The 23,607-nt window shown below is 52.8% G+C and carries 21 protein-coding genes; 19 read left to right on the top strand and 2 right to left on the bottom strand.

The genetic code is table 11. The annotated features are described in order from the left end of the window. The first annotated feature begins 33 nt into the window (after window positions 1-33). The 16 genes from ELY25_RS11505 (at window position 34) to ELY25_RS11430 (ending at window position 17,934) form a co-directional block, all read left to right on the top strand. Window positions 34-912 (top strand): OmpA family protein, encoded by an 879-nt coding sequence (locus tag ELY25_RS11505; protein ID WP_126951430.1) that lies wholly within the window; start codon window positions 34-36, stop codon window positions 910-912. A 216-nt stretch (window positions 913-1,128) separates the two neighbouring features. Continuing rightward, window positions 1,129-3,051, top strand: coding sequence for a threonine--tRNA ligase (thrS, locus tag ELY25_RS11500; RefSeq protein ID WP_126951429.1), 1,923 nt, complete (start codon window positions 1,129-1,131; stop codon window positions 3,049-3,051). Window positions 3,052-3,111: 60 nt separating this feature from the next. Beyond that, window positions 3,112-3,603 (top strand): translation initiation factor IF-3, encoded by a 492-nt coding sequence (infC, locus tag ELY25_RS11495; RefSeq protein WP_126951428.1) that lies wholly within the window; start codon window positions 3,112-3,114, stop codon window positions 3,601-3,603. An 81-nt stretch (window positions 3,604-3,684) separates the two neighbouring features. Then, the gene (gene rpmI / locus ELY25_RS11490) at window positions 3,685-3,879 is read left to right on the top strand and encodes a 50S ribosomal protein L35 (protein WP_009724291.1); all 195 of its coding nucleotides are present in this window, start codon (window positions 3,685-3,687) and stop codon (window positions 3,877-3,879) included. A gap of 57 nt (window positions 3,880-3,936) precedes the next feature. Next, window positions 3,937-4,290 (top strand): 50S ribosomal protein L20, encoded by a 354-nt coding sequence (gene rplT / locus ELY25_RS11485; RefSeq protein WP_009097607.1) that lies wholly within the window; start codon window positions 3,937-3,939, stop codon window positions 4,288-4,290. Window positions 4,291-4,446: 156 nt separating this feature from the next. Further along, window positions 4,447-5,466 (top strand): phenylalanine--tRNA ligase subunit alpha, encoded by a 1,020-nt coding sequence (pheS, locus tag ELY25_RS11480; RefSeq protein WP_126951427.1) that lies wholly within the window; start codon window positions 4,447-4,449, stop codon window positions 5,464-5,466. A 26-nt stretch (window positions 5,467-5,492) separates the two neighbouring features. After that, window positions 5,493-7,874: a phenylalanine--tRNA ligase subunit beta gene (gene pheT / locus ELY25_RS11475; protein ID WP_126951426.1), complete on the top strand. Its 2,382-nt coding sequence runs from the start codon at window positions 5,493-5,495 to the stop codon at window positions 7,872-7,874. Continuing rightward, window positions 7,843-8,238, top strand: a complete 396-nt coding sequence (locus tag ELY25_RS11470) for an integration host factor subunit alpha (RefSeq protein WP_260578835.1) — start codon at window positions 7,843-7,845, stop codon at window positions 8,236-8,238. Before pheT ends, ELY25_RS11470 begins: the two co-directional genes overlap by 32 nt. 246 nt (window positions 8,239-8,484) lie before the next feature. Continuing rightward, entirely contained in the window at window positions 8,485-8,946 is a 462-nt protein-coding gene (locus ELY25_RS11465) for a flavodoxin (protein WP_126951425.1), read from the top strand. Between the two features lie 3 nt (window positions 8,947-8,949). Next, a complete protein-coding gene (locus ELY25_RS11460; protein ID WP_126951424.1) occupies window positions 8,950-9,324 on the top strand; it encodes a hypothetical protein in 375 nt (124 codons plus the stop codon). Window positions 9,325-9,517: 193 nt separating this feature from the next. Further along, window positions 9,518-10,870, top strand: coding sequence for a trigger factor (gene tig, locus ELY25_RS11455; protein ID WP_126951423.1), 1,353 nt, complete (start codon window positions 9,518-9,520; stop codon window positions 10,868-10,870). A gap of 67 nt (window positions 10,871-10,937) precedes the next feature. Further along, window positions 10,938-11,555, top strand: coding sequence for an ATP-dependent Clp endopeptidase proteolytic subunit ClpP (gene clpP, locus ELY25_RS11450; RefSeq protein WP_126951422.1), 618 nt, complete (start codon window positions 10,938-10,940; stop codon window positions 11,553-11,555). 74 nt (window positions 11,556-11,629) lie between these two features. Continuing rightward, entirely contained in the window at window positions 11,630-12,910 is a 1,281-nt protein-coding gene (clpX, locus tag ELY25_RS11445) for an ATP-dependent Clp protease ATP-binding subunit ClpX (protein ID WP_126951421.1), read from the top strand. Window positions 12,911-13,100: 190 nt separating this feature from the next. After that, window positions 13,101-15,503: an endopeptidase La gene (gene lon / locus ELY25_RS11440; RefSeq protein ID WP_126951420.1), complete on the top strand. Its 2,403-nt coding sequence runs from the start codon at window positions 13,101-13,103 to the stop codon at window positions 15,501-15,503. 190 nt (window positions 15,504-15,693) lie between these two features. Further along, the gene (locus tag ELY25_RS11435; protein WP_087111465.1) at window positions 15,694-15,966 is read left to right on the top strand and encodes an HU family DNA-binding protein; all 273 of its coding nucleotides are present in this window, start codon (window positions 15,694-15,696) and stop codon (window positions 15,964-15,966) included. 150 nt (window positions 15,967-16,116) lie between these two features. Further along, on the top strand, window positions 16,117-17,934 hold the full coding sequence (locus ELY25_RS11430; RefSeq protein ID WP_126951419.1) for a SurA N-terminal domain-containing protein: 1,818 nt from the start codon (window positions 16,117-16,119) through the stop codon (window positions 17,932-17,934). Between the two features lie 121 nt (window positions 17,935-18,055). Here ELY25_RS11430 and ELY25_RS11425 read toward each other — a convergent pair whose 3' ends face one another. Both ELY25_RS11425 and ELY25_RS11420 read right to left on the bottom strand, forming a co-directional pair. Next, on the bottom strand, window positions 18,056-18,829 hold the full coding sequence (locus ELY25_RS11425) for a UDP-2,3-diacylglucosamine diphosphatase (protein ID WP_126951418.1): 774 nt from the start codon (window positions 18,827-18,829) through the stop codon (window positions 18,056-18,058). A gap of 12 nt (window positions 18,830-18,841) precedes the next feature. Further along, window positions 18,842-19,342, bottom strand: a complete 501-nt coding sequence (locus tag ELY25_RS11420; protein ID WP_126951417.1) for a peptidylprolyl isomerase — start codon at window positions 19,340-19,342, stop codon at window positions 18,842-18,844. A 155-nt stretch (window positions 19,343-19,497) separates the two neighbouring features. Here ELY25_RS11420 and ELY25_RS11410 point away from each other — a divergent pair, with 155 nt between their 5' ends. The 3 genes from ELY25_RS11410 to osmF all read left to right on the top strand — a co-directional run bounded on the left by ELY25_RS11410 (window position 19,498) and on the right by osmF (window position 23,607). Continuing rightward, on the top strand, window positions 19,498-21,177 hold the full coding sequence (locus ELY25_RS11410) for a glutamine--tRNA ligase/YqeY domain fusion protein (protein WP_126951415.1): 1,680 nt from the start codon (window positions 19,498-19,500) through the stop codon (window positions 21,175-21,177). A gap of 11 nt (window positions 21,178-21,188) precedes the next feature. Beyond that, a complete protein-coding gene (gene cysS, locus ELY25_RS11405) occupies window positions 21,189-22,589 on the top strand; it encodes a cysteine--tRNA ligase (protein ID WP_126951414.1) in 1,401 nt (466 codons plus the stop codon). A gap of 106 nt (window positions 22,590-22,695) precedes the next feature. Beyond that, window positions 22,696-23,607, top strand: a complete 912-nt coding sequence (osmF, locus tag ELY25_RS11400) for a glycine betaine ABC transporter substrate-binding protein OsmF (RefSeq protein ID WP_126951413.1) — start codon at window positions 22,696-22,698, stop codon at window positions 23,605-23,607.

Here is a 23,607-nt window from a genome sequence, read left to right as displayed (position 1 = left end):
CCATGTCAGCATTGGATCAAGAAGGAGTCTTGCATGAAAAAATCAACGACTGGCTTGCTAATCGGTTCCGCTCTAGTAGTGGGCTTATCAGGCTGTGCCACTTCGGCTAACCAATCATCTGGTCAGGCTCAAGCTAGTGCTAGCAACGGCGAGCGTAGCTGGTATCAGCACCCGTTCGTATGTGGTTTAGCCGGCAGTGTTATCGGTGGAAGCATTGGCTACGCCACTAGCGGCTCATCTGACGAAGAAAGTGGCGCGGCAACTGGCGCTGTTGCGGGCGCAGCTATCGGCGGCCTGCTGTGTGCAGATCGTACGCCCGAGCCTGTTGCAGCTCAGTGCCCGAGCTATGGCGAAGTGCCTGCTGGTGTTGCAGTAGATGCGCAAGGCTGCCCGCTGGATTCCGATGGTGACGGCGTTCCTGACTACCGCGATCAGTGCCCAGGCACCCCTGCAGGCGTTGAAGTAGATGCAGTTGGCTGCCCGCTTGATTCCGATAACGACGGCGTGCCGGATTACCGTGATCAGTGCCCCAACACACCCGCTGGTACCGAAGTGAACGCGCTGGGTTGTCCGGATAGCGTTGTACTTAACGACGTAAACTTCGAATTTGATTCAGCTGAGCTGACAGCTAATGCCCGTAACATTCTGAACGGCGTTGCTGAGCGTCTGGTCAACAACCCGGACGTGCGTGTTAGCATTGAAGGCCACACCGATTCACGCGGTTCTGCTGAGTACAACAAAGACTTGTCTCAGCGTCGCGCCGAATCTGTTACTACTTACCTTGCCCAGCGTGGCGTAGGTGCGAACCGCATGCGTGCAGTTGGCTTCGGTGAAGAGCGTCCGATCGCCTCTAACGAGAACGATCAGGGCCGTGCACAGAACCGTCGCGTTGAACTGGACGAGTGGAACTAATTCGTAGTTTCTCCATGGCGTAAATATTAAAACGCTATTGAAAACTTCGAAATAGATACTGACGGGAGGCTTCGGCCTCCCGTTTTTATTTTCCACTGGGTACAAGTCTGCTAGGCTACGCGCGTATTTTAATTTTGTTTTACGTATACCCTACGATCATTGATAGCGAAATGTGATCCTTGGTATGGATCACCACTGCGCTCAAGGAATATCTGAATGCCGATTGTTACACTACCTGACGGTAGCCAAAGAACATTTGAATCGCCACTTTCAATCATGCAACTTGCTGAGTCCATTGGCCCTGGTTTGGCTAAGGCTTGCATTGCAGGTCGAATCGATGGTGTATTGGTCGATGCCGCAGACCTTATCAAGCAGGACGCAAACGTCGCGATCATTACCGCACGTGATCCTGAAGGCGTCGAGATCATTCGTCACTCTTGTGCGCATTTGATTGGTCATGCGGTCAAGCAGTTATACCCGGATGCCAAAATGGCCATTGGCCCGGTCATCGATAATGGCTTCTACTACGACATCGATTTTGGCCGTTCGATCACGCCTGAAGATCTTGATGCTATCGAAAAGCGTATGCAGGCGCTGATTGAGAGTGAGTATGATGTAGTTCGTGAGTACGTCGATCGCGATCAGGCAATGCAAGCTTTTCAGCAGCGTGACGAAACGTACAAGCAGGAAATTATTCGCGATATACCTGAGGGTGCAGAGATTCGTCTCTATCATCATGAAGAATACACGGACATGTGCCGTGGCCCTCACGTGCCCAATACTCGCCACCTCAAGGCCTTCAAGCTAACCAAGCTTGCAGGTGCGTACTGGCGTGCAGATGCGTCTAACGCCATGTTGACCCGTATTTACGGAACGGCCTGGGGTGACAAGAAGCAGCTTAAAGCTTATCTAAAACGTCTTGAAGAAGCCGAAAAACGTGACCACCGTAAGCTTGCTCGCCGCCTGGATCTTTTCCATATGCAGGAAGAAGCACCGGGAATGGTATTCTGGCACCCCAATGGCTGGGCGCTGTGGCAGCAGGTTGAGCAGTATATGCGTGGCGTTTATAAAGAGGGCGGCTACCAGGAAATTCGCTGCCCGCAGGTGATGGATGTCTCGCTTTGGAAAAAATCAGGTCATTGGGATAACTACGCAGACGGTATGTTCTTTACCGAGTCTGAAAAACGCGAGTATGCCCTTAAGCCAATGAACTGCCCAGGTCACGTACAGGTGTTCAATTCTGGGCTGCGCAGCTATCGTGAGCTGCCTGTTCGTTTTGGCGAGTTTGGCGGATGCCATCGAAACGAGCCGTCGGGTGCGTTACATGGTATCATGCGCGTACGAGCCTTTACGCAAGATGATGGTCATGTTTTCTGTACGGAAGCCCAGGTTGAGCCTGAAGTAACCAGTTTTCATCGCCAGGCTCTGAAGGTATATAACGATTTTGGCTTTGAAGATATTGCTATCAAGATTGCTCTTCGCCCTGAAAAGCGAATTGGCAGTGATGAGGTATGGGATCGTGCAGAGGATGCGTTGCGTGGTGCTCTAAAAGCCTGTGATGTTGAATGGCAGGAACTTCCTGGCGAAGGTGCTTTCTATGGTCCCAAGATTGAATACCATATGAAAGACTGTCTGGGGCGTGAATGGCAGGTGGGCACTATGCAGGTCGACTTCATGATGCCAGAGCGTCTTGGTGCACAGTATGTAACTGAAGAAGGCGAACGCAAGCCGCCAGTAATGCTGCATCGTGCTATTGTGGGCTCCATGGAGCGTTTCATCGGTATCTTGATTGAACATTATGCGGGCGCTATGCCATTATGGTTGGCACCTCAGCAGGCGGTAGTCATGACGATCACCGATGCACAGCGTGATTATGCGCTTGAATTAGAGCAACGCCTGCAAAAAAGTGGCTTACGAGCTAAAGCGGACTTGAGGAATGAGAAGATCGGCTTTAAAATCCGTGAGCATACGTTACAGAAAATTCCCTATCTCCTTGTGGTGGGAGATAAGGAAGTCGAAGCTGACTCGGTGGCCGTTCGAACACGCAGCGGCGAAAACCTCGGCACAATGACGATCAACGAACTTATTGAGCGTCTAACTGCAGAGCGAGCAGCCCTGGCGACATCGTCAATTGCCTAAGGAGACGGAGCAATCAAGCGAAGCAACCAGCGCGGGCGTCCAGCAGACAAACGCCCACCAATGAACGAGCGGATTACCGAAGAAGAAGTGCGTCTAATTGATGCTGAAGGTGAGCAGTTGGGTGTTGTGCCCACCACCGAAGCGCTAGAGCGTGCAGAAGCTGCCGGTTTAGACCTCGTGCAAATTTCGAATGCCGATCCCATCGTCTGTAAGATTATGGATTACGGCAAATTCGTTTTTGAGACGAAGAAGCAGAAAGCGGCTCAAAAGAAGAAGCAAAAGCAAATCCAGGTCAAGGAAGTCAAATTCCGTCCTGGCACTGACGAAGGCGATTATCAGGTGAAGTTGAAAAACCTGACGCGCTTTCTGGAAGGTGGTGACAAGGGTAAGGTCACTTTGCGCTTCCGTGGTCGTGAAATGGCGCACCAGGATATCGGCCGCAAGCTGATGGAACGGATCGCGGCAGACCTGGAAGAGATCGGTGCGGTGGAGTCTTTTCCGAAAATGGAAGGCCGCCAGATGATCATGATCCTTAACCCAAAAAAGAAGTGATCCAACGGCGAAGTCAACGGGCCACCGCTTAAGCGGTGGTTGGCCCTGGGTTTTCTAAAAAATATCGAGCGGAGTTTTCTCATGCCGAAAATCAAAAGCAACAGTGGCGCTGCCAAGCGCTTCAAAAAGACCGCAAATGGCTTTAAGCACAAGCAGTCTTTCCGTAGCCACATCCTGACCAAGAAGTCGACCAAGCGTAAGCGTCAGCTGCGTGGAATGAAGCAGATCCATGCTTCTGATAAAGCGCTAATCCAGCGCATGCTGCCGAATCTGTAAGGTCGAATTTTCTTTTCTGAGTGCCATTGGCCTCAGCCATAAAGTCAGGAGTGTGTTATGACTCGTGTTAAGCGTGGCGTAGTCGCCCGTCGTCGCCATAAAAAAGTATTGAAGCAGGCTAAAGGTTACTACGGTGCCCGTTCGCGTGTTTTCCGCGTAGCTAAACAGGCCGTTATCAAAGCCGGCCAGTATGCTTACCGTGACCGCCGTAACCGCAAGCGCCAGTTCCGTGCGTTGTGGATTCAGCGTATCAATGCGGGTGCGCGCATCAACGGTATGTCTTACAGCCGTTTTGTTGGCGGTCTGAAGAAAGCCGGTATTGAAATTGACCGTAAAGTATTGGCTGATCTGGCAGTACACGAAAAAGCAGCATTTGCTGCTATCGTGGAAAAAGCCAAGGCTGCCCAATAAGGTCATTATGCTGAGCACTATGCCAGCATAAGATGACCAAGGTCATTTTAGTGTGACCCTACAGGGGAAGAGCAGCCGCTCTTCCCCTGTTTTTTTGTCACCTTTAACACGCCACGCCCTCATGAAGAGGGAATCGCTTAATTCGGAGTGAAACGGATGGACCACCTTCCTACTCTGGTATCTGAAGCTCGTGATGCCATTCAGGCTGCGCATGATGTTTCTGCGCTAGAAGAATTGCGAGTTCGCTACCTGGGCAAAAAGGGCGAAGTGACCGCTTTGCTGAAAGGCCTGGGCAAACTGTCAGCAGAAGAGCGCCCGGCCGCCGGTGAACGAATCAACCAGGCCAAGCAAACGCTTGCCAGTGAAATTGATGCCAAGCGACAGCAGCTTGAAAACACCGCTCTAAATGAGCGTCTGGCCGCTGAGCGGATCGACGTTACCTTGCCCGGCCGCGGTCAGGCTGAAGGCGGCTTGCATCCGGTAACGCGTACTCTTGAGCGTATTGAAGGCTTATTCACGCGTATTGGCTATGACGTGGCGGTAGGTCCTGAGATTGAAGATGACTACCACAATTTCGAAGCGCTAAATATTCCTGCCCATCACCCGGCGCGGGGCATGGCCGATACGTTCTATTTTGACGCTACTCGCCTGCTCAGAACCCATACGTCGCCGGTGCAGGTGCGCACCATGAAAAACGGCGAGCTGCCGCTGCGCATTGTGTGCCCCGGGCGCGTTTATCGCAGTGATTCCGACTTGACCCATACGCCCATGTTTCACCAAGTGGAAGGGCTGCTGGTTGACGAAGGAGTCAGTTTTGCCGACCTGAAAGGCACCATTGAAGACTTTCTTCAGGCTTTTTTTGAGCGTGACGATCTTTCCGTGCGCTTTCGGCCTTCTTACTTTCCGTTTACTGAGCCATCCGCAGAAGTCGATATTCAGTGTGTAATGTGTAGTGGAAAAGGGTGTCGGGTTTGTTCGCACAGCGGCTGGCTTGAGGTAATGGGCTGCGGCATGGTGCACCCAGAAGTATTCCGTCACTCAGGTATCGATACCGAGCGCTATACCGGGTTTGCCTTCGGCATGGGAGCAGAGCGTTTGGCCATGCTGCGTTACGGGGTCAACGATCTGCGTTTGTTCTTTGAAAATGACCTGCGCTTCTTGCGCCAATTCGCCTAACACCGCAGCCGAATACAGGAACGATCATGAAATTTTCAGAACAGTGGCTGCGCGAATGGGTATCACCGCAGCTAAGTACTCAGGCAATGGCCGATCAGATCACCATGGCCGGATTGGAAGTTGATGCGGTCGAAGCGGTTGCCGCCTCATTTAGCGGTGTTGTGGTGGCCGAAGTGCTTACCAAAGAAAAGCACCCCGATGCCGATAAGTTAAACGTGTGTACCGTTAATGATGGCTCCGATGAGCCGGTGCAGGTGGTTTGCGGTGCGGCGAACGTGGATATTGGTCAGAAGATTCCTTTTGCCCAGGTGGGTGGAGTGCTGCCAGGCGATTTCAAGATCAAGAAAGCCAAACTGCGCGGTGTTGAGTCTCGAGGAATGATCTGTTCGGCGTCAGAGCTTGGGCTTGAGGAAGAAACCTCGCCTGGTATTCTGGTGCTGCCTGAGTCTGCGCCAGTTGGCGTCGACTTTCGTGAGTTCATGCACCTTGATGACATGACCATCGAGGTTGATCTGACGCCTAACCGCGGTGACTGCTTGAGCATCAAAGGTCTTGCGCGCGAAGTGGGTGTACTCAATCGCTTGGCTGTGAACGAACCTGCAGACGAGCCTGTCACAGCAGAAATCGAAGACACTTTTACGGTGAATATTGAAGCGCCGGAAAAGTGTCCGCGTTACGTAGGTCGTGTCATCAAGGGGGTTGATGTCAAGGCAGAAACACCGCTTTGGATGGTCGAACGCCTTCGGCGTAGTGGCGTTCGCTCAATTGACCCAGTAGTTGATATTACCAACTACGTGATGCTGGAGCTGGGTCAACCGCTACATGCGTTTGATCGCGATAACTTGAGCGGCAACATCATTGTACGTCTTGCTCAGAGTGGTGAGCAGTTGACGCTTTTGGATGGACAGAAAGTAGCTCTGCGCCCTGAAACACTGGTAATTGCCGACCAGGCCGGGCCGCTTGCCATGGCGGGTATCATGGGCGGTGAAAATTCAGGGGTAAGTGAATCCACCGAGACGATATTCCTTGAGTCAGCCTTCTTTACGCCGCTCGCCATTGCCGGGCAAGCACGTTCCTACGGCCTGCATACCGATGCATCACACCGTTTTGAACGTGGGGTTGATCCAGAGCTTGCAAGCAGCGCTATAGAGCGTGCCACGCGCTTGTTGATCGATATTTGCGGAGGCCAGGCTGGTCCGCTCACTGAGTGCAAAAGCGATGCTGATATGCCTGCGCCAAGCACCATTTTGCTGCGCGAAGCGCGGCTAGAAAGTGCGCTGTCTAAAAAGCTGGCAAGCGATGACGTCACCGATATCCTCAAGCGTCTAGGGCTTGATGTTACCCAGAAGGCGGAAGGCTGGCTGGTAGTGGCACCCAGCTGGCGGTTTGATGTAGCCATTGAAGAGGATCTGATTGAAGAGATCGCGCGTATTCATGGTTACAACAATTTGCCCGTGCGACGCCCGGCAGCGCGGCTTGCACTGCGCTCGGCTGATGAGGCTACCCTGACCCATGCGCAGCTGCGTCGCCAGATGGTTGCCCGTGGGTTCCAGGAAGCAGTCACCTACAGCTTTGTCGCGCCTGAATTGCAGGCGGCTCTGCTGCCTGATGCCGTATCGCCCGTGCTTGCCAACCCTATCTCTGCTGATTTATCGGTAATGAGAGCGAGCTTGTTCCCTGGCTTGGTGCGTGCCATGGAGCACAACCTGAATCGCCAGCAGACTCGCGTTCGGCTGTTTGAGACCGGGCTGGTGTTCAATGGAGAGCTGGATCAGCTTTCACAGGTACCCATGATGGGCGCCTTGGCGTGCGGTAGCCGAGAAACAGAAGGGTGGAGCGGTTCTAAAGAGCGTATCGACTTTTATGATCTCAAGGGGGATCTTGAAAGTCTCTTGGGCCTAGGTGGAAATCTTGATGCCTGGCGCTTTGAACCCGCCGAGCATCCGGCGCTACATCCAGGTCAAAGTGCGGAGATTCTGTTCAATGGCGAGCATGCGGGCTGGATTGGCACGCTACATCCCCGGGTACGTGCAACGCTTGGGCTTAAAGTAGATGCTGTACTCTTTGAAGTGCGTCTGGATACATTAAGTCAAGGCAAGATTCCCGCCTTTGAAGCGCTGTCACGCTATCCAGAAGTTCGCCGTGACCTGGCGTTTATCATCAAAGATGAAGTGCCCGTACAGGCACTGTTGGATTGTGCCCGCGAAAAAGCCGGTGATTACTTAAAAGACATTAAGCTATTTGATGTCTATGCTGGTAAAGGCGTGGCGGAAGCCCATAAGAGTATTGCATTAGGCTTGACCTGGCAGCATCCTTCGCGCACGCTAAACGATGAAGAAATCAATCAGTTGGTAGACAACATCGTGACACAAGTGCGTGTCCAGCTTGAGGCTGAGCTGCGCGGCTGATAATAATACGCGACACGACGCTTATCACGTTCTTGGCAATGCGTTTGTTACAAGGAGGGTCTTTATGGGTGCGTTGACCAAAGCAGAACTAGCGGAGCATTTGCATACCGAGCTGGCGCTGTCTAAGCGAGAAGCAAAGGCAATGGTCGAAGCTTTTTTTGAAGAGATTCGAGCCTGCTTACGAGAAAACGAACAGGTCAAGCTGTCTGGTTTTGGCAACTTTGATCTGCGTGATAAGCGTGAACGGCCTGGGCGTAACCCGAAAACCGGCGAAGAAATTCCCATTTCGGCTCGCCGCGTGGTGACCTTTCGTCCAGGGCAAAAATTGAAGCAACAGGTTGAGCACTACGTTCAAAACAAGTAGTACTTAATACGCTGCCGTTTTAGCTATACCAATGGAGTGCCCCTGGGCGCTCCATTTTTTATGCCCGATTTAGAAAAAAACAGCGTAAATGATATGAAGCGTTCAATGTTGATCGTGCAATTTAGCGTGCTCTCGGCCACTGAAATGCGGTGTATAAGCCAGTTATGTTAATATCAAGCGAATGCAATGGCCCCTAGTCAGCTAACGGGTAGGCGCCGGAATATTTTGAGCAGGGGGACAACAGCTATGCCTCAAATGAATATATTAGTAGGTACGATGTATGGTGGTGCGCTGGATGTGGCAGAGCAGGTAAAACCACTTTTCGAAAAAGCAGGATTCGAAGTAAATATCGCTGAACAGCCTACGTTAGATGATTTAACCAGCGGTGAAAGTATTTCTTTATTTGTGCTTTCCACGACCGGTAGCGGGGACTTCCCGGGTAATTTTGTGCCCTTTGTACGCAGTTTGAGCGATACAAGCCCCTCTCTTACCGAGCTGCGTTATGGGTTGATTGCTTTGGGGGATAGCTCTTACGGCGATACCTTCTGTGGTGCAGGCAGAAAGCTGGATATGTTACTTGAGGATCACGGTGCACGTCGTTTGGGTGAGCGCTTGGAAATTGATGCCATGGAAACCTTTATGGCAGATGATGCGGCCATTCCTTGGGTCGAGGCGTGGCTCGAAGAGCAGCAGTTGAAGGTAAGTTAGCCAATGCAACCTAAGCCTTATTCAGCCGAGCGGGTCAGCGTAGCGCTTGGGCTATGTGTGGTAATGCTGGCCGCCTTGCCGCGCTTTATGGCCGGTGGCCATGGTACGAGGCAAACGCTTATCTTGATGGGAGTGGCGCTGGTAGCCACGGCTGCGGTGGCCCAATGGCGCCTACTTTCAGTTGATGAGCGAAAGCAGCTGCCTCGACTCTGCGCGCGGCTTGTGCTCATGTTGATAGCGGGAGCTGCGATTATGGGCCTCTGGCACACTCTTTTTACCGCTTGGATTAGTTGGCAGGTGTTTATTTCCCATGCAGCTACCTGCGGACTGCTGATTCATGCCGTCAGTTTATGGTGGGGGCCTAAACACCAAACATAAGTTGTTTCAAATAATGATTGCTGTAATTCAGGACTTAAAAGTAATAAATTAGTCACTAATTGCCTTGTAATTAATCGCAATGCCCCCATCTTGCGAGCATGGCGCTTGCCACCGTGCGTCAGGGTTCTTAAAATTGCCCTTTTGATCTTATTAAACACAGTCAACATAACGCCCAGCCGCTAGAGGACAATTCATGCAAGTTTCCGTCGAGACAACCTCCCAGATCGAACGCCGTATCACTATTCAGGTACCGGCTGCCGAAATCGACGAGGCTGTCAGCACTCGCTTGAAAGACACTGCGAAAAACGTTCGCCTGAATGGTTTTCGCCAGGGCCGGGTACCGATGGCAGTAGTGCGTCAGCGCTACGGCGACAGCGTTCGCAGCGAAGTAGTCGGTGAAGTAATGCGCGAGCGCTACGTTCGTGCGATCACCGAAGAGAGCCTCAATCCTGCTGGCTACCCTCAGATCGAACCCCAGGTAAACGAGGAGGGCAAGGATCTTGAGTTCGTGGCGATCATGGAAATCTACCCGCAGGTTGAGCTTACCTCTATAGAAGGTACTGAGGTTGAGCGCCCGGTCGTTAATGTTAGCGACGCTGACGTTGACGAAATGATCGAAACTCTGCGCAAGCAGAACGCCGATTGGCAGGAAACCGATGCAGCAGCTGCTGATGGCGATCAAGTAACAATTGATTTTCAGGGCTTCATTGGCGACGAGCCGTTTGAAGGCGGTAGCGCTGAAGGCCATGCGCTGGTTATCGGTTCAAACAGTTTCATCCCAGGCTTTGAAGCACAACTGATTGGCGCCAAAGCCGGTGAAGAGAAAACTATTGAAGTCACTTTCCCTGAAGATTACCAGGCCGAACACCTGGCGGGTAAAGAGGCGAGCTTCAAGGTAACGGTTCATAAAGTCAGTACTCAGCAGCTGCCGGAAGTTGATGCTAGTTTCATCGAGCGCTTCGGTGTTGAAGACGGAGATCAGGAAAAATTCCGCGCCGAGATCAAGAAGAATATGACCCGTGAAGCAACCCAGGCGGTTGATAATCGTGTCAAGCAGCAAGTACTGGATGCGTTGAAAAAAGCCAATGATATTCCCGTGCCCAGCGCTCTGGTTCAGCAAGAGACTGATGCTATGAAGCGTCAGGCGGCACAGCAGTTCGGCCTGGGCGAGGACTTCGATGTCAGCCAGCTGCCTAACGAGCTTTTCGAAGAGCAGGCCAAGGGTCGTGTGCAGGTAGGTTTGTTGCTGGCTGAAGTTATCAAGGCCAACGAACTTGATGCCAACGACGATGCGATTAAGGCGAAGGTTGAAGAGCTGGCCGAGCAGTACCAGGATCCTTCCGAGGTTGTTGAGTACTACATGAGCAACGACCAGCTGAAAACTCAGGTAAAATCTGCCATTCTCGAAGAGAAAGCAGTAGATAAGCTGCTTGAGCAAACGAACGTTAAAGACGTTGAAATGTCTTATCAGCAAGCATTGGCTGCCGCTCAGCAGCAAGCTGAACAAGACGAGGGTGCCGAAGAGGGCGAGAAAGAGAGCGCCTAAGTACCCGTCAGCGCGGCGCATCGTTTTCGGTGCGCCTTTCCCTCACCGGACGCAAGGAATCACCTGAATGAGTGAGTTTGATATTCAAAATGCCGGCGGTTTAGTGCCTATGGTGGTTGAGCAAAGCGCCAAAGGGGAAAGAGCCTACGATATTTACTCGCGCTTGTTGAAAGAGCGTGTGATTTTCCTGGTTGGCCCTGTTGAAGACTACATGGCCAATCTGGTGGTAGCCCAGATGCTGTTCCTCGAGTCGGAAAACCCCGATAAGGACATTCATCTGTATATCAATTCTCCTGGCGGCTCGGTGACAGCTGGCATGTCGATTTATGACACCATGCAGTTTATCAAGCCTGATGTGTCAACCGTATGTATTGGTCAGGCAGCCAGCATGGGCGCACTGCTATTGACTGCAGGTGCAGCAGGCAAGCGTTACTGCTTACCTAATTCCCGTGTCATGATCCATCAGCCGTTAGGCGGTTATCAGGGCCAGGCGTCTGATATTGAAATTCATACCCGCGAAATTTTGGGTATTCGCGAAAAACTGAACCAGATTCTGGCCCATCATACTGGTCAAGACCTGGAAACGGTTTCTCGTGATACGGATCGCGACAACTTCATGAGCGCCAATAAAGCTCAAGAGTATGGCTTGATTGACGCAGTGCTGGATAAGCGGCCTACATCCTGATAGCGTGATGAGGTTTTGCTTTTCTAACGAGCTTTTATGGCGGTGTAAGCCGCCGCAGTGACAGAGGTACGCGAATGGCCGACGGCAAAGGCAAGGATGAAGGTGGTAAATTACTCTACTGCTCGTTTTGTGGAAAAAATCAAAACGAAGTGCGTAAATTAATTGCTGGCCCATCCGTATATATCTGCGATGAGTGTGTCGACTTGTGTAATGACATCATTCGCGAGGAAGTTCTCGAAGCCGATGCCGAGAGCGATGAAGAGCGTTTACCTACGCCTCGCGAAATTCGCCATACACTAGACGATTACGTCATCGGACAAGACCGTGCCAAGATGGTGCTGTCTGTAGCGGTTTACAACCACTACAAGCGTCTGAAAACGGACGTGCGTGAAGGCGATGTTGAACTAGGTAAATCTAATATTCTGCTCATCGGTCCTACTGGTAGCGGTAAAACGCTGCTGGCGGAAACCATGGCGCGTTTATTGAACGTACCTTTTACCATTGCGGATGCAACAACACTGACTGAAGCAGGTTACGTGGGTGAGGATGTTGAAAATATCATCCAGAAGCTGCTGCAGAAATGTGATTACGATGTAGAGAAGGCCGAGCGTGGCATTGTCTACATCGATGAAATCGACAAGATTTCGCGTAAATCCGATAACCCGTCAATTACGCGTGACGTGTCGGGCGAGGGCGTACAGCAGGCGCTTCTCAAGCTGATCGAGGGAACTACTGCTTCTGTACCGCCTCAGGGCGGCCGAAAGCACCCTCAGCAGGAGTTTGTCCAGGTTAATACCGGCAATATTCTGTTTATCGTGGGTGGTGCTTTCGCAGGGCTTGATAAGGTTATTCGTGACCGCGCTGAGAAAGGCGGAATCGGCTTTAATGCAAGCGTGAAAAGCAAAGAGTCATCGCGCGGTGTTGGCGAGCTGTTAGCCGACGTTGAGCCTGAGGATCTTGTGAAATTCGGTTTGATCCCGGAATTCGTGGGGCGTTTACCGGTTATCGCAACGTTGACCGAGCTTAACGAAGATGCGCTGATTCAGATTCTGACAGAGCCGAAAAACTCGCTGGTCAAGCAGTATGCCAAGCTCTTCGAAATGGAAGGCGTAACGCTCGAGTTCAGAGATGACGCGCTGCGTGCGGTGGCATCCAAGGCAATGGAGCGTAAAACAGGTGCTCGTGGCCTGCGCTCGATACTTGAATCGGTTCTGCTTGACACCATGTATGAGATTCCATCATTGGAAAATGTCAGCAAGGTGGTGATTGATGGTTCAGTCATTGCCGGTGAAAGCGAGCCGCTCTTGATGTATTCCAAGCAAGAAGAGGCACGCGTTGATGGGACTGATGGCTAGAGAGGGATTGATAGCTACGGCCTAGCTTCAACCGCCTGCGCCAAACCAAGGGGTCGCCTATGCGACCCCTTGTTGTTCATAAGGTGTCACTGCGTAGCATGCCCTACACTGCGTAGTACTTTTCATACAGTGATGTGCTTGATCAGATGTCTACATCAAGTGCTCATCCGATTGTTGAGGAACGTCTGCGATGCAGCAGAACGCCGAACAGACTCAATGTCTACCCTTATTGCCGTTGCGGGATGTTGTGGTTTACCCGCAAATGGTCATTCCGCTGTTTGTTGGACGCGAAAAGTCTATCCAGGCGCTTGAAGCAGCGATGGAGGCGGATAAGCGTGTATTGCTAGTGGCTCAGCGTGAGGCCTCTCAAGACGAGCCCGATAATGCTGACCTCTACGCCATGGGAACCGTGGCGGATATCATGCAGCTGCTCAAGCTACCTGACGGCACCGTTAAGGTGTTGATCGAGGGAAGCTTCCGTGCCGATGTGCTCGAAATTGAAGAAAACGAGGCGGGTTATACCCAAGCGTACCTTTCACCGCGTGAGAGTGAGCCGCTGACTAGCCGTGAGCAGGAAGCATTAGTGCGCGTACTGCTCAATCAGTTCGAGCAGTACGTCAAACTGTCCAAAAAAGTACCTAATGAGGTGCTTAACTCTCTTGCGGGCATCGAAGATCCGAGCCGGCTGGTAGACACCATCTGCGCTCACTTGTCGCTCAAGATTGGCGATAAGCAGGAGCTGCTGGAAATGGATCGGGTGCGTGATCGTATCGAGCATCTGATGGCGCTTATCGAGTCCGAAATTGATCTGCTGCAGGTAGAAAAGCGCATCCGCTCGCGTGTTAAGGAGCAGATGGAAAAAACCCAGCGCGAGTACTATCTGAACGAGCAGATGAAAGCCATCCAGAAAGAGATGGGTGAGCTTGATAATGTGCCTAATGAAGCGGAAAAGTACGAACAGGCTATCAAAGAGTCGGGCATGCCCCAGGAGGCATCCGATAAAGCCAATCAAGAGCTTAACAAGCTCAAGATGATGGCGACCAATTCCGCTGAAGCAACGGTGGTGCGCTCTTATCTTGATTGGTTGGTGGCTATTCCTTGGAAAAAACGTACCCGCGTCAAGCACGACCTGGTTAAAGCCCAGGAAGTACTTGATGAAGATCATTACGGTTTGGAAGAAGTTAAAGCCCGGATTCTTGAGTACCTGGCTGTACAAAAGCGCGTACGCAAGATGAAAGGCCCAGTGCTATGCCTGGTAGGCCCGCCTGGAGTGGGTAAAACCTCGCTGGGGCAGTCGATCGCCAAGGCGACCAACCGTAAGTATGTCCGTCTGGCTTTGGGCGGCGTACGCGATGAGTCTGAAATTCGTGGCCATCGACGCACCTATATCGGTTCGCTGCCTGGTAAGCTGATGCAGCGCATGAGCCGGGCGGGCGTGAAGAACCCGCTATTCCTGCTCGATGAAGTAGATAAGCTAGGCATGGATCACCGTGGCGATCCTGCATCAGCGCTACTTGAAGTGCTGGATCCTGAGCAGAATAACAGTTTCAGCGATCACTATCTGGAGCTTGATTACGATCTCTCCGAGACGCTGTTTATCTGTACTGCCAACTCGATGAATATTCCTGGCCCGCTTTTGGACCGTATGGAAATTATTCGTCTGCCGGGGTATACGGAAGACGAGAAACTAGCGATTGCCAAGCGCTACCTGTTGCCCAAGCAACTGGCAGCTAACGGCCTTAAAGACAGCGAGCTGGCGCTCAATGAAGACGCCTTGCTTGAGCTGATTCGTTACTATACGCGTGAAGCCGGTGTGCGTGAGCTTGAGCGTCAGATTGCCAAGGTGAGCCGCAAGGTGCTGCGCGAGCGCCTCGAGAAGAAGAAGCTTGATAAAACGCAGACCCTCTCGGCTGAGCAGATCGAGGACTATGCAGGCGTCCGGCGCTACAGCTATGGGTTGGCCGAGCAGGATGACCAGGTGGGTCGTGTAACGGGGCTTGCCTGGACATCGGTAGGCGGTGAGCTTCTAAGTATTGAGTCAGTGGTTACGCCGGGCAAAGGACGTATCAACAAGACAGGCTCGCTTGGCGATGTCATGAAGGAGTCGGTGAGTGCCGCGCAGACGGTGGTTAAAGCGCGTGCTAAAAGCCTCGGTATTGATTCTGCGCGTTTTGAGACCGAAGACCTGCACATTCATGTGCCAGAAGGGGCGACGCCCAAGGATGGTCCGAGCGCGGGCATTGCGATGGTAACGGCCATGGTGTCGGCTTATACGCAGCGTGCAGTGCGATGTGATGTTGCCATGACAGGTGAAGTCAACCTTCGCGGTGAAGTCTTGCCGATCGGTGGGCTAAAGGAGAAATTGCTGGCAGCCCGTCGTGGTGGTATAAAGACCGTCTTGATTCCTGAAGAAAACCGCCGTGATCTCAAGGAAGTACCGGAAAATATCAAAGGACCTCTAGATATTCGCCCGGTACGCTGGATAGATGATGTATTGGCGGTAGCTTTGGTAAGTGATGAAAATGATGGTGGTGCCGCGCTGAAAGGCACTGATGCATCGTTGAGCGCTACCACGGTCGCCAATACCCATTAATGTTAAAGCCATCGGTCTTTAATTTTACATAGTGAATTTGCCCAATGCCTTGTGCAACGGGCATTTCACGGTGTGGTTGCTTGACAGAGGTTTCAAGGCATTGCTATAAAACGCAGCTATGCTTTGAGGTTGTACCTTCTGGTGGCCATGCCGTTCAGAGCCATTTTTTGAAACAGTTAAGGGGTGAAGTGTGAATAAGTCCGAGCTGATTGAAGCCATTGCCGCGTCTGCCGATATTCCTAAAGCAGCGGCAACCCGCGCATTGGATGCCATGGTGGAGTCTGTCACCGATAGCCTCAAGAAAGGTGAAAGCGTTTCACTGGTAGGTTTTGGTACCTTCGCAATTAAAGAGCGTGCTGCACGTACTGGCCGTAACCCGCAGACGGGCCAACCGATCGAGATCAAAGCTGCAAAAGTACCTGGCTTCAAAGCAGGCAAGGCATTGAAAGACGCCGTCAACTAATTGACCTGCGTTTACGGTAAGCTAATGGGCGCATCGCATCCGCGATGCGCCCATGTTATTTTCTGGCCTGGTATTTAAGGGGTTATCCGAAAACAACTTTTCGGGCAACGTTAGGGTTTATTTGTATGGCTGTGTTGATCTGAGGCTAGCATGCTGCAAAGTATTCGAGATGGCTCCAGAAGCTGGGGCGCCAAAATTATTATCGGTCTCATGGTAGCTGCCATGGCGCTGTTTGGAGTGGAATCCCTGTTCAGTGTTTTTGGCAGTGATCCCAATGAAGTCGCAAGCGTTAACGGCGAGCCCATCATGCGCCAGCAGGTTGAGCTTGAAGTACAAAGAGCGCTACGCTCGGGCCAGGTGCCTCCTGAGCAAGAGCGTGCGTTGCGCAACGACATGCTCGATCAACTGATCACTCAACAGTTGCTGACTCAATATGCAGACGATGGCGGTTTTTACGTCTCTGATGCCCAGTTAGACCAAATTATTGTTGGCCTACCTGAATTTCATGATCAAAACGGCCGTTTTTCTGCCGATATTTTCCGCAACCGTCTAGCGGGTGCGGGTTATTCGCCGGTTTCATTCCGTCAGGACTTGCGGGTAGATATCATGCGCCAGCAGCTACAGCAAGGTCTGGCGTTCAGCGATTTCAGCCTGCCCAGTGAGCAGGCTCGCCTGGCCGAGCTTCAGCGCCAAGCGCGCAGCTTCCGCTACGTGCTCTTGGATAGCGACAATGCCGATATCGATATCAATGTTACCGATGAACAGGTGCAGGCGTACTACGATGCCAACCAGGAGCGTTTTGAGCGCCCTGAGCAGGTGCGCGTCGAGTATGTGCTGATTGATCGTCAGGCCATGGCGGCAGAAAGCGATGTTGATGAAGATACCCTGCGTAGCGCCTGGCGTGAGCAGAACCGGGATGCTGATCGACGTGTGTCGCACATCATGGTGACGTTTGGCGATGAGCGTACTCGTGAACAAGCGCGCGATATTGCCGATACTGCCCGCGAGGCGCTCGATGAAGGGGAGTCCTTTGCCGATACAGCTCTGCGTTATTCTGATGATACGGCAAGCGCTGAAGAGGGTGGCGACCTTGGGGTTATCTCACGCGGTATTTTCGGCGGTGAATTTGATAATACCGCTTTCGCGCTTGAAGAGGGTCAGACATCTGGGGTCGTTGAAATTGACGGTGCTTTTCACATTCTTCAGGTAACGGAAATTGATGCGCCTTCTTTTGAAGATCAGCGGGAGGTATTGCGCCAGAACGTTGCCTTGAATGACGTCAACAATGCGTTTAATACCAAGGTGCAGCAGCTCATTGATGAAAGCTTTGCTGCTGACGACCTGCAAAGCGTAGCTGACGATCTGGATTTAACGCTTAACCAGACCGACTGGCTTGCCCGCGGCGAAGGTGAGGGCGTACTTTCAGAGCCTGGCGTTCTGGACGAAGCATTCAGTGATGAAGTGTTGGAAGAGCGTTACAACAGTGAAGTAATTGAGCTGGATGATGATCGTCGACTGGTGTTGCGGGTTGCCGAGCAGCGTGACGCAACACTGATTAGCCTGGATGAGGTACGCGAAGAAGTAGAGCAGGCTGTGGCCTTACAGCAGCGTCAGGAAGCGTTACTAGAGCAGGCCCGGGCGATGGCTGCCGAACTTGCCTCAGGCAACGCCGTAGACGCCGACTGGCAGGAAGCCACCAACGTTAGCCGTCAGTCTGACACTGCTTTACCCCAGGCCTTAGTACAGGAAGTCTTCCGTATGCCGCACCCTGAAGAGGGTGAAAGCCGCTATCGTGCCATCGCGCTACCCCAGGGGGCTGCTCTGGTTGCGCTGGATGAGGTCTCGGATGGTGAAGCGGATGAGCAAATGCAGGGCTTTATTGCTCAAATGGCCGAACAGCTACGTGCTCAATTTGTAATCCAAGGGTTGATTGATGACTTGCATCGCGATGCTGATATCGAACGTTAGAATTAAGCCATACCGCTAACGCAAAAAAGCCGATCATTTGATCGGCTTTTTTAATGGGCGCTGATTGTGAAAGGTACTATTTGAACAAATGCTGCCAATAAGAGAGCCGTAATGCGTCGGTTTAGGCTGCCGGTGGTGTCGCCAAGGAAAACTGGCGAAGCCGCGGTGCGGTATTGCGCTCAGTGCGTTCAATAACGATGTCCCAGCCATGCTGAGCATTCCAATCACCCAGTACAAAGCGCTTAGCGGGCACGTCTTCAACCGTAAGGTCATGAACCTTGGGGCGATGCGTATGACCGTGAATCATGGTAATAACGCCGTAGCGCTCCATCAGTTTCACCACCTCCTGATGGGTCACATCCATGATAGCCTCGGCCTTGCTGGCGTTCGCATCTCCTGACTGCATGCGCAGGCTTTTGGCCAATTCAAGACGCTGCTCTAGGGGGAGCGCTAGAATCTGCGCCTGCCATTCAGGATTACGCGACTGCTGGCGAAAGGCCATGTAGGCGTCATCTTGTGTACACAGGCTGTCACCGTGAAGCAGAACAACGGGTACGCCTTCAAGTTCCACTTCCTGGACATCCGCAATCAGCGTCGCCTGGCAGGCATTGATAAACCGCTCACCTAAAAGAAAATCCCGATTACCGTGGCTTAAGTATATAGCGGTACCGCTATCGCTTAGTTTTCGTAAACGCTGAATTACCTCTAGAGCTACTGCGCTGAGTGGATGGGGAGTATCGAGCAGATCGTCCCCAATCCACGCATCAAACAGATCGCCCAGTATATAAAGGGCATTCGCTCCCTGTGCGGTTTGATCCAAATAGCGATAAAACCCCTGATTAATCTCAGGGGTGTCGCTGCTCAGGTGCATATCAGCTACAAGCAGAGTGCGCATAAGGCTCCCGGGTTATTCCGCGTCCTTGATATAAGCGCGTTCGATAATTACGTCTTCAGCGGGTACGTCGGCATGCATGCCGCGACGAGTGGTGTTTACGGCTTTAATGGTATTGACGACATCCATGCCTTCAACCACTTCACCAAATACCGCGTAACCCCAACCCTGCAGGCTTTTACCGCTGTGGTCCAGAAAGCTGTTGTCACCCACGTTGATGAAGAACTGAGCAGTGGCTGAGTTAGGGTCCTGTGTGCGCGCCATGGCAAGCGTGCCCACCGTATTTTTCAAACCGTTATCGGCCTCATTTTCAATTGGGTCGCGGGTCGGCTTCTGGTTGAAATCCTGATCAAAACCACCGCCTTGAACCATGAACCCGTCAATGACCCGGTGGAACAGAGTGCCATCGTAGAATCCTTCCTGCACATACTGCTCAAAGTTGGCCGCCGTTACGGGCGCTTTTTCATGATTGAGAGCAATAGTGATGTCACCAAAGTTTGTCTGTAATACGATCATAGATAAATTCCTGTTCAATAAAGGCGTTCGCCTTGGCGCTGTGCATCGGCGTCACGCTATAATAGCGGTTTTGCCCTGCACCGCGAAGCGCTAACCTCTTAGCGTAGGCGTTGGTTGCCTGGCACGCCATCCACCACGAGGTTTTCAACACCACCATGACCAACGAGACCACCCCAGCGCCGAATTTCATTCGTAACCAAGTACGCGACGAAATTGAGGGCGGCCAGGTCACAAAAATCGTGACGCGTTTTCCCCCTGAGCCCAATGGCTTTCTGCACATCGGTCATGCAAAGTCGATCTGCCTGAACTTCGGGTTGGCGGAGCAAATGGGTGGTGAGTGTCATCTGCGCTTTGACGACACCAACCCTGCAAAAGAAGAGCAGGCGTATATTGATGCGATCAAGGAAGACGTCAGCTGGCTAGGCTTTAACTGGACAGGCCCGGTTCGCTTTGCATCCGACTACTTTGATCAGCTCTACGCCTGGGCGCAGCATTTGATTCGCGAAGACAAGGCCTACGTGGATGACCTCTCGCCTGACGAAATCCGCGAATATCGCGGCACGCTGACCGCGCCGGGTAAGCCAAGCCCCTATCGCGAGCGTAGCGTCGATGAAAACCTGGATTTGCTGGAGCGCATGCGCAACGGCGAATTTGGCGAAAGCGAAAAAGTGCTGCGTGCCAAGATCGATATGGCCTCGCCCAATATCAATCTGCGTGACCCCATTCTTTACCGCATCCGTCACGCAAGCCACCACCAGACGGGCGACAAGTGGAAGATTTATCCTTCCTACGACTTCACTCATGGCCAGTCAGATGCCATCGAAGGCATCACGCACTCGATCTGCACCCTGGAGTTTGAAGACCACCGCCCCCTTTACGAGTGGTTCTTGAACAATTTGCCGGTACCCAGCAAACCCCGTCAGATCGAGTTTGCCCGTCTGAATCTGGATTACACGCTGACGTCCAAGCGCAAGCTGAAGCTGCTGGTTGATGAGCAGATTGTGGACGGCTGGGATGACCCGCGTATGCCGACCATTTCCGGTATGCGTCGCCGCGGTTATACGCCTGCCTCTATCCGCAAGTTCTGCGAAATGATTGGCGTGACCCGGGCGGATGGCGGATTGGTAGATATAGCCATGCTGACCCACGCGATCCGCTCGGACCTTGAAGACAACGCACCGCGCGCCATGTGCGTGCTGAAACCGCTCAAGGTGGTACTAACCAATGTGGCTGAAGATCACGAGGAAGTGTACGAAGTGCCAGGTCACCCCGCGCGTGACGACATGGCGATGCGCAAGGTGCCGTTTGGCCGCGAACTGTACATCGATCAGGATGACTTCATGGAGGATGCCCCCAAGAAGTTCTTCCGCCTGGCGCCGGGCAAAGAAGTGCGCCTGCGCAACAGCTATGTCATCCGCTGCGATGAGGTAATTAAGGATGATGCCGGCGAAGTGGTCGAGCTGCGCTGCTCGGTAGATTTCGACACCCTCGGCAAGAACCCGGAAGGGCGCAAGGTAAAAGGCGTGGTGCACTGGGTCAGCGCGACCCATGGCGTGCCTATGGAAGTGCGTCTATATGACAACCTATTCATGGTCGAGCAGCCAGACCGTGACAAAGATGTCGACTTCCTTGAGCACTTGAACACGGAGTCCTTGGTCATCTGCCAGGCAATCGGTGAGCCGAGCCTTGCCGATGCCGCGCCGGAAGACCGCTTCCAGTTCGAGCGCATGGGGTACTTCTGCGCTGACCGTCACCTTTCCAAGCCGGGTCAACTGGTGTTCAACCGTACCGTAGGATTGAAAGACAGCTGGGCGAAAATCAAACAGAAGGGTTAAGGAATCGTCATATGCAAATTTACAATACGCTGACACGTCGCAAGGAACCATTTACGCCGCTGGTCGCGGGTAAGGTAAGCATGTATGTCTGCGGCATGACGGTGTATGACTATTGTCACCTTGGCCACGCCCGCGTCATGGTGGCGTTTGATGTGATCACCCGATACCTGCGCCATCGTGGCTATGACGTAACCTATGTGCGCAACATTACGGATATTGACGACAAGATATTGAAGCGCGCCGACGAGAACGGTGAAAGCATCACGGCGCTGACCGAGCGCATGATTGATGCCATGCATGAGGACGAGGCGCGCCTGAACGTGCTGCCGCCAAGCCAGGAGCCCCGGGCAACGGGGCATATTGGCGATATCGTTGCCATGATTGAAACCCTGATCGAGAAAGAGTTTGCCTATCCGGCCGAGAACGGCGACGTGTACTACCGGGTGCGCAGGTTCGCCGGCTACGGCAAGCTCAACAACCGCCAGCTTGATGATATGCGCTCAGGTGCACGCGTTGAGGTGGATGTCCATAAAGAGGACCCGCTGGATTTCGTGCTCTGGAAATCCGCCAAGCCAGGTGAGGCACACTGGCCATCGCCTTGGGGTAACGGGCGGCCCGGCTGGCACATCGAGTGCTCGGCGATGTCGACCTGCTGCCTGGGTGATACCTTTGATATTCATGGCGGCGGGCCTGATCTGACCTTTCCCCATCATGAAAACGAAATTGCCCAGTCTGAGGCGGCTACGGGTAAAACTTACGTCAACACTTGGATGCATGCCGGGGCGGTGCGTGTGAATCAGGAGAAGATGTCTAAATCCCTGGGCAACTTCTTCACTATTCGAGATGTGCTGGCCGAGCATGACCCGGAAGTAGTGCGCTATCTGTTAGTGGCGAGCCACTATCGTAGTGCGATCAATTACTCGGTGGATTCGCTGATTGAGGCGCGCAAATCCCTGACACGCCTCTATACGGCGCTGGAAGGTGTTGAGTGCGAAAGCTCAGCGCCGCTGGAGGCAGCAAGCGCCTACCGTGAGCGTTTCACCGTTGCCATGGATGACGACTTCAACACGCCGGAAGCACTCGCGGTACTCTTTGAGTTAGCGCGGGAAGTGAACCGAGCCAAGAGCGAGGCGCCAGACAACGCCTTGCCCTTGGCGGCGGCGCTTAGGCAGTTTGCTGCCGTGCTGGGCCTTCTTCAACAGTCGCCTCAGGTCTTTCTGAAAGGCTCTCAACAGCAAGGTGTCGCGCTAAGCGAAGCGGCGATTGAGGAAAAAATTGCCCAGCGCCAAGCGGCAAAAGCCAATAAGGACTTTGCCCAGGCTGACGCTATTCGTGATGAGCTGGCCGCCCTGGGGATTATTCTCAAGGACTCAAGGGAAGGAACTACCTGGGTCATCGAAGCCACTCAGTAAGGGCATAACTGCCAGGCGCCAACAGGTGGCGTCTGGCAGCCCCTTAAATGCCTCTTATACTTGCAGTATTTCTTCCAGAAAAGACGTCTACTAAAGGATTGCCCAGATGCGCTTTACACTGAAACCTCTACTCTCTGTCGTCAGTCTGTCGCTTGTGACGTTATCGACTGCAAACGCCAATGACCCGGTGGTGGTATCTTCCAAGATTGATACCGAAGGCGCTGTGCTGGGTGAGCTGATCATCCAGACACTTGAACGCAATGGTATCCCGACCGAAGATCGCCTCCAGCTAGGGGCAACCAATGTCGTACGGACCGCGCTAAGTGCGGGGGAGATTGATCTATATCCCGAATACACCGGCAACGGTGCGTTCTTCTTTGATATGGCCGACAGCGATGTGTGGAAAAATCCCGAGCAAGCCTATCAAACGGTGCGCGAGCTTGATGCCCAAAACGGCTTGGTGTGGTTAACACCGGCCAGTGCCAACAATACCTGGGCAATGAGTATCCGCGAAGACGTTGCGAGCGAGCATGACCTGAAAACACTGGATGATTTGGCGACCTATATTGCCGACGGTGGAGAGTTCAAGTTTGCCGCGAGTGCCGAGTTTGTTGAATCTGCCCAGGCGCTACCAGCGTTTCAGCAAGCCTACGGGTTTGAACTGAGCGATGGCCAGCTGTTAGTGCTTTCCGGCGGTAATACGGCTGCCACAATGCGTGCGGCGGCCCAGCAAACCAGTGGTGTGAATGGGGCAATGACTTACGGCACCGACGGTGGCCTGAGCGCTCTAGGCCTGGTGGTGCTTGAAGATACCAAAGGCGTACAGCCGGTTTACCAGCCAGCGCCAGTAGTACGCGAGAGTGTGCTTGAAGCCTACCCCGACATTGAGACTTTGCTTCGTGATGTCTTTTCAACTCTCGATGAGCTAACGCTGCAAGAACTCAATGCCAATGTGGCGGTTAACGGTTTATCGGCCGATCAAGTGGCCAACGACTATCTAGACAGTTTGGATAACTAA

The organism is Vreelandella populi (genome assembly GCF_003989825.1).
Taxonomy (GTDB): domain Bacteria; phylum Pseudomonadota; class Gammaproteobacteria; order Pseudomonadales; family Halomonadaceae; genus Vreelandella; species Vreelandella populi.
The sequence above is the reverse complement of the archived record's forward strand: the minus strand, read 5'-3'. Positions and strand labels throughout refer to the sequence as shown.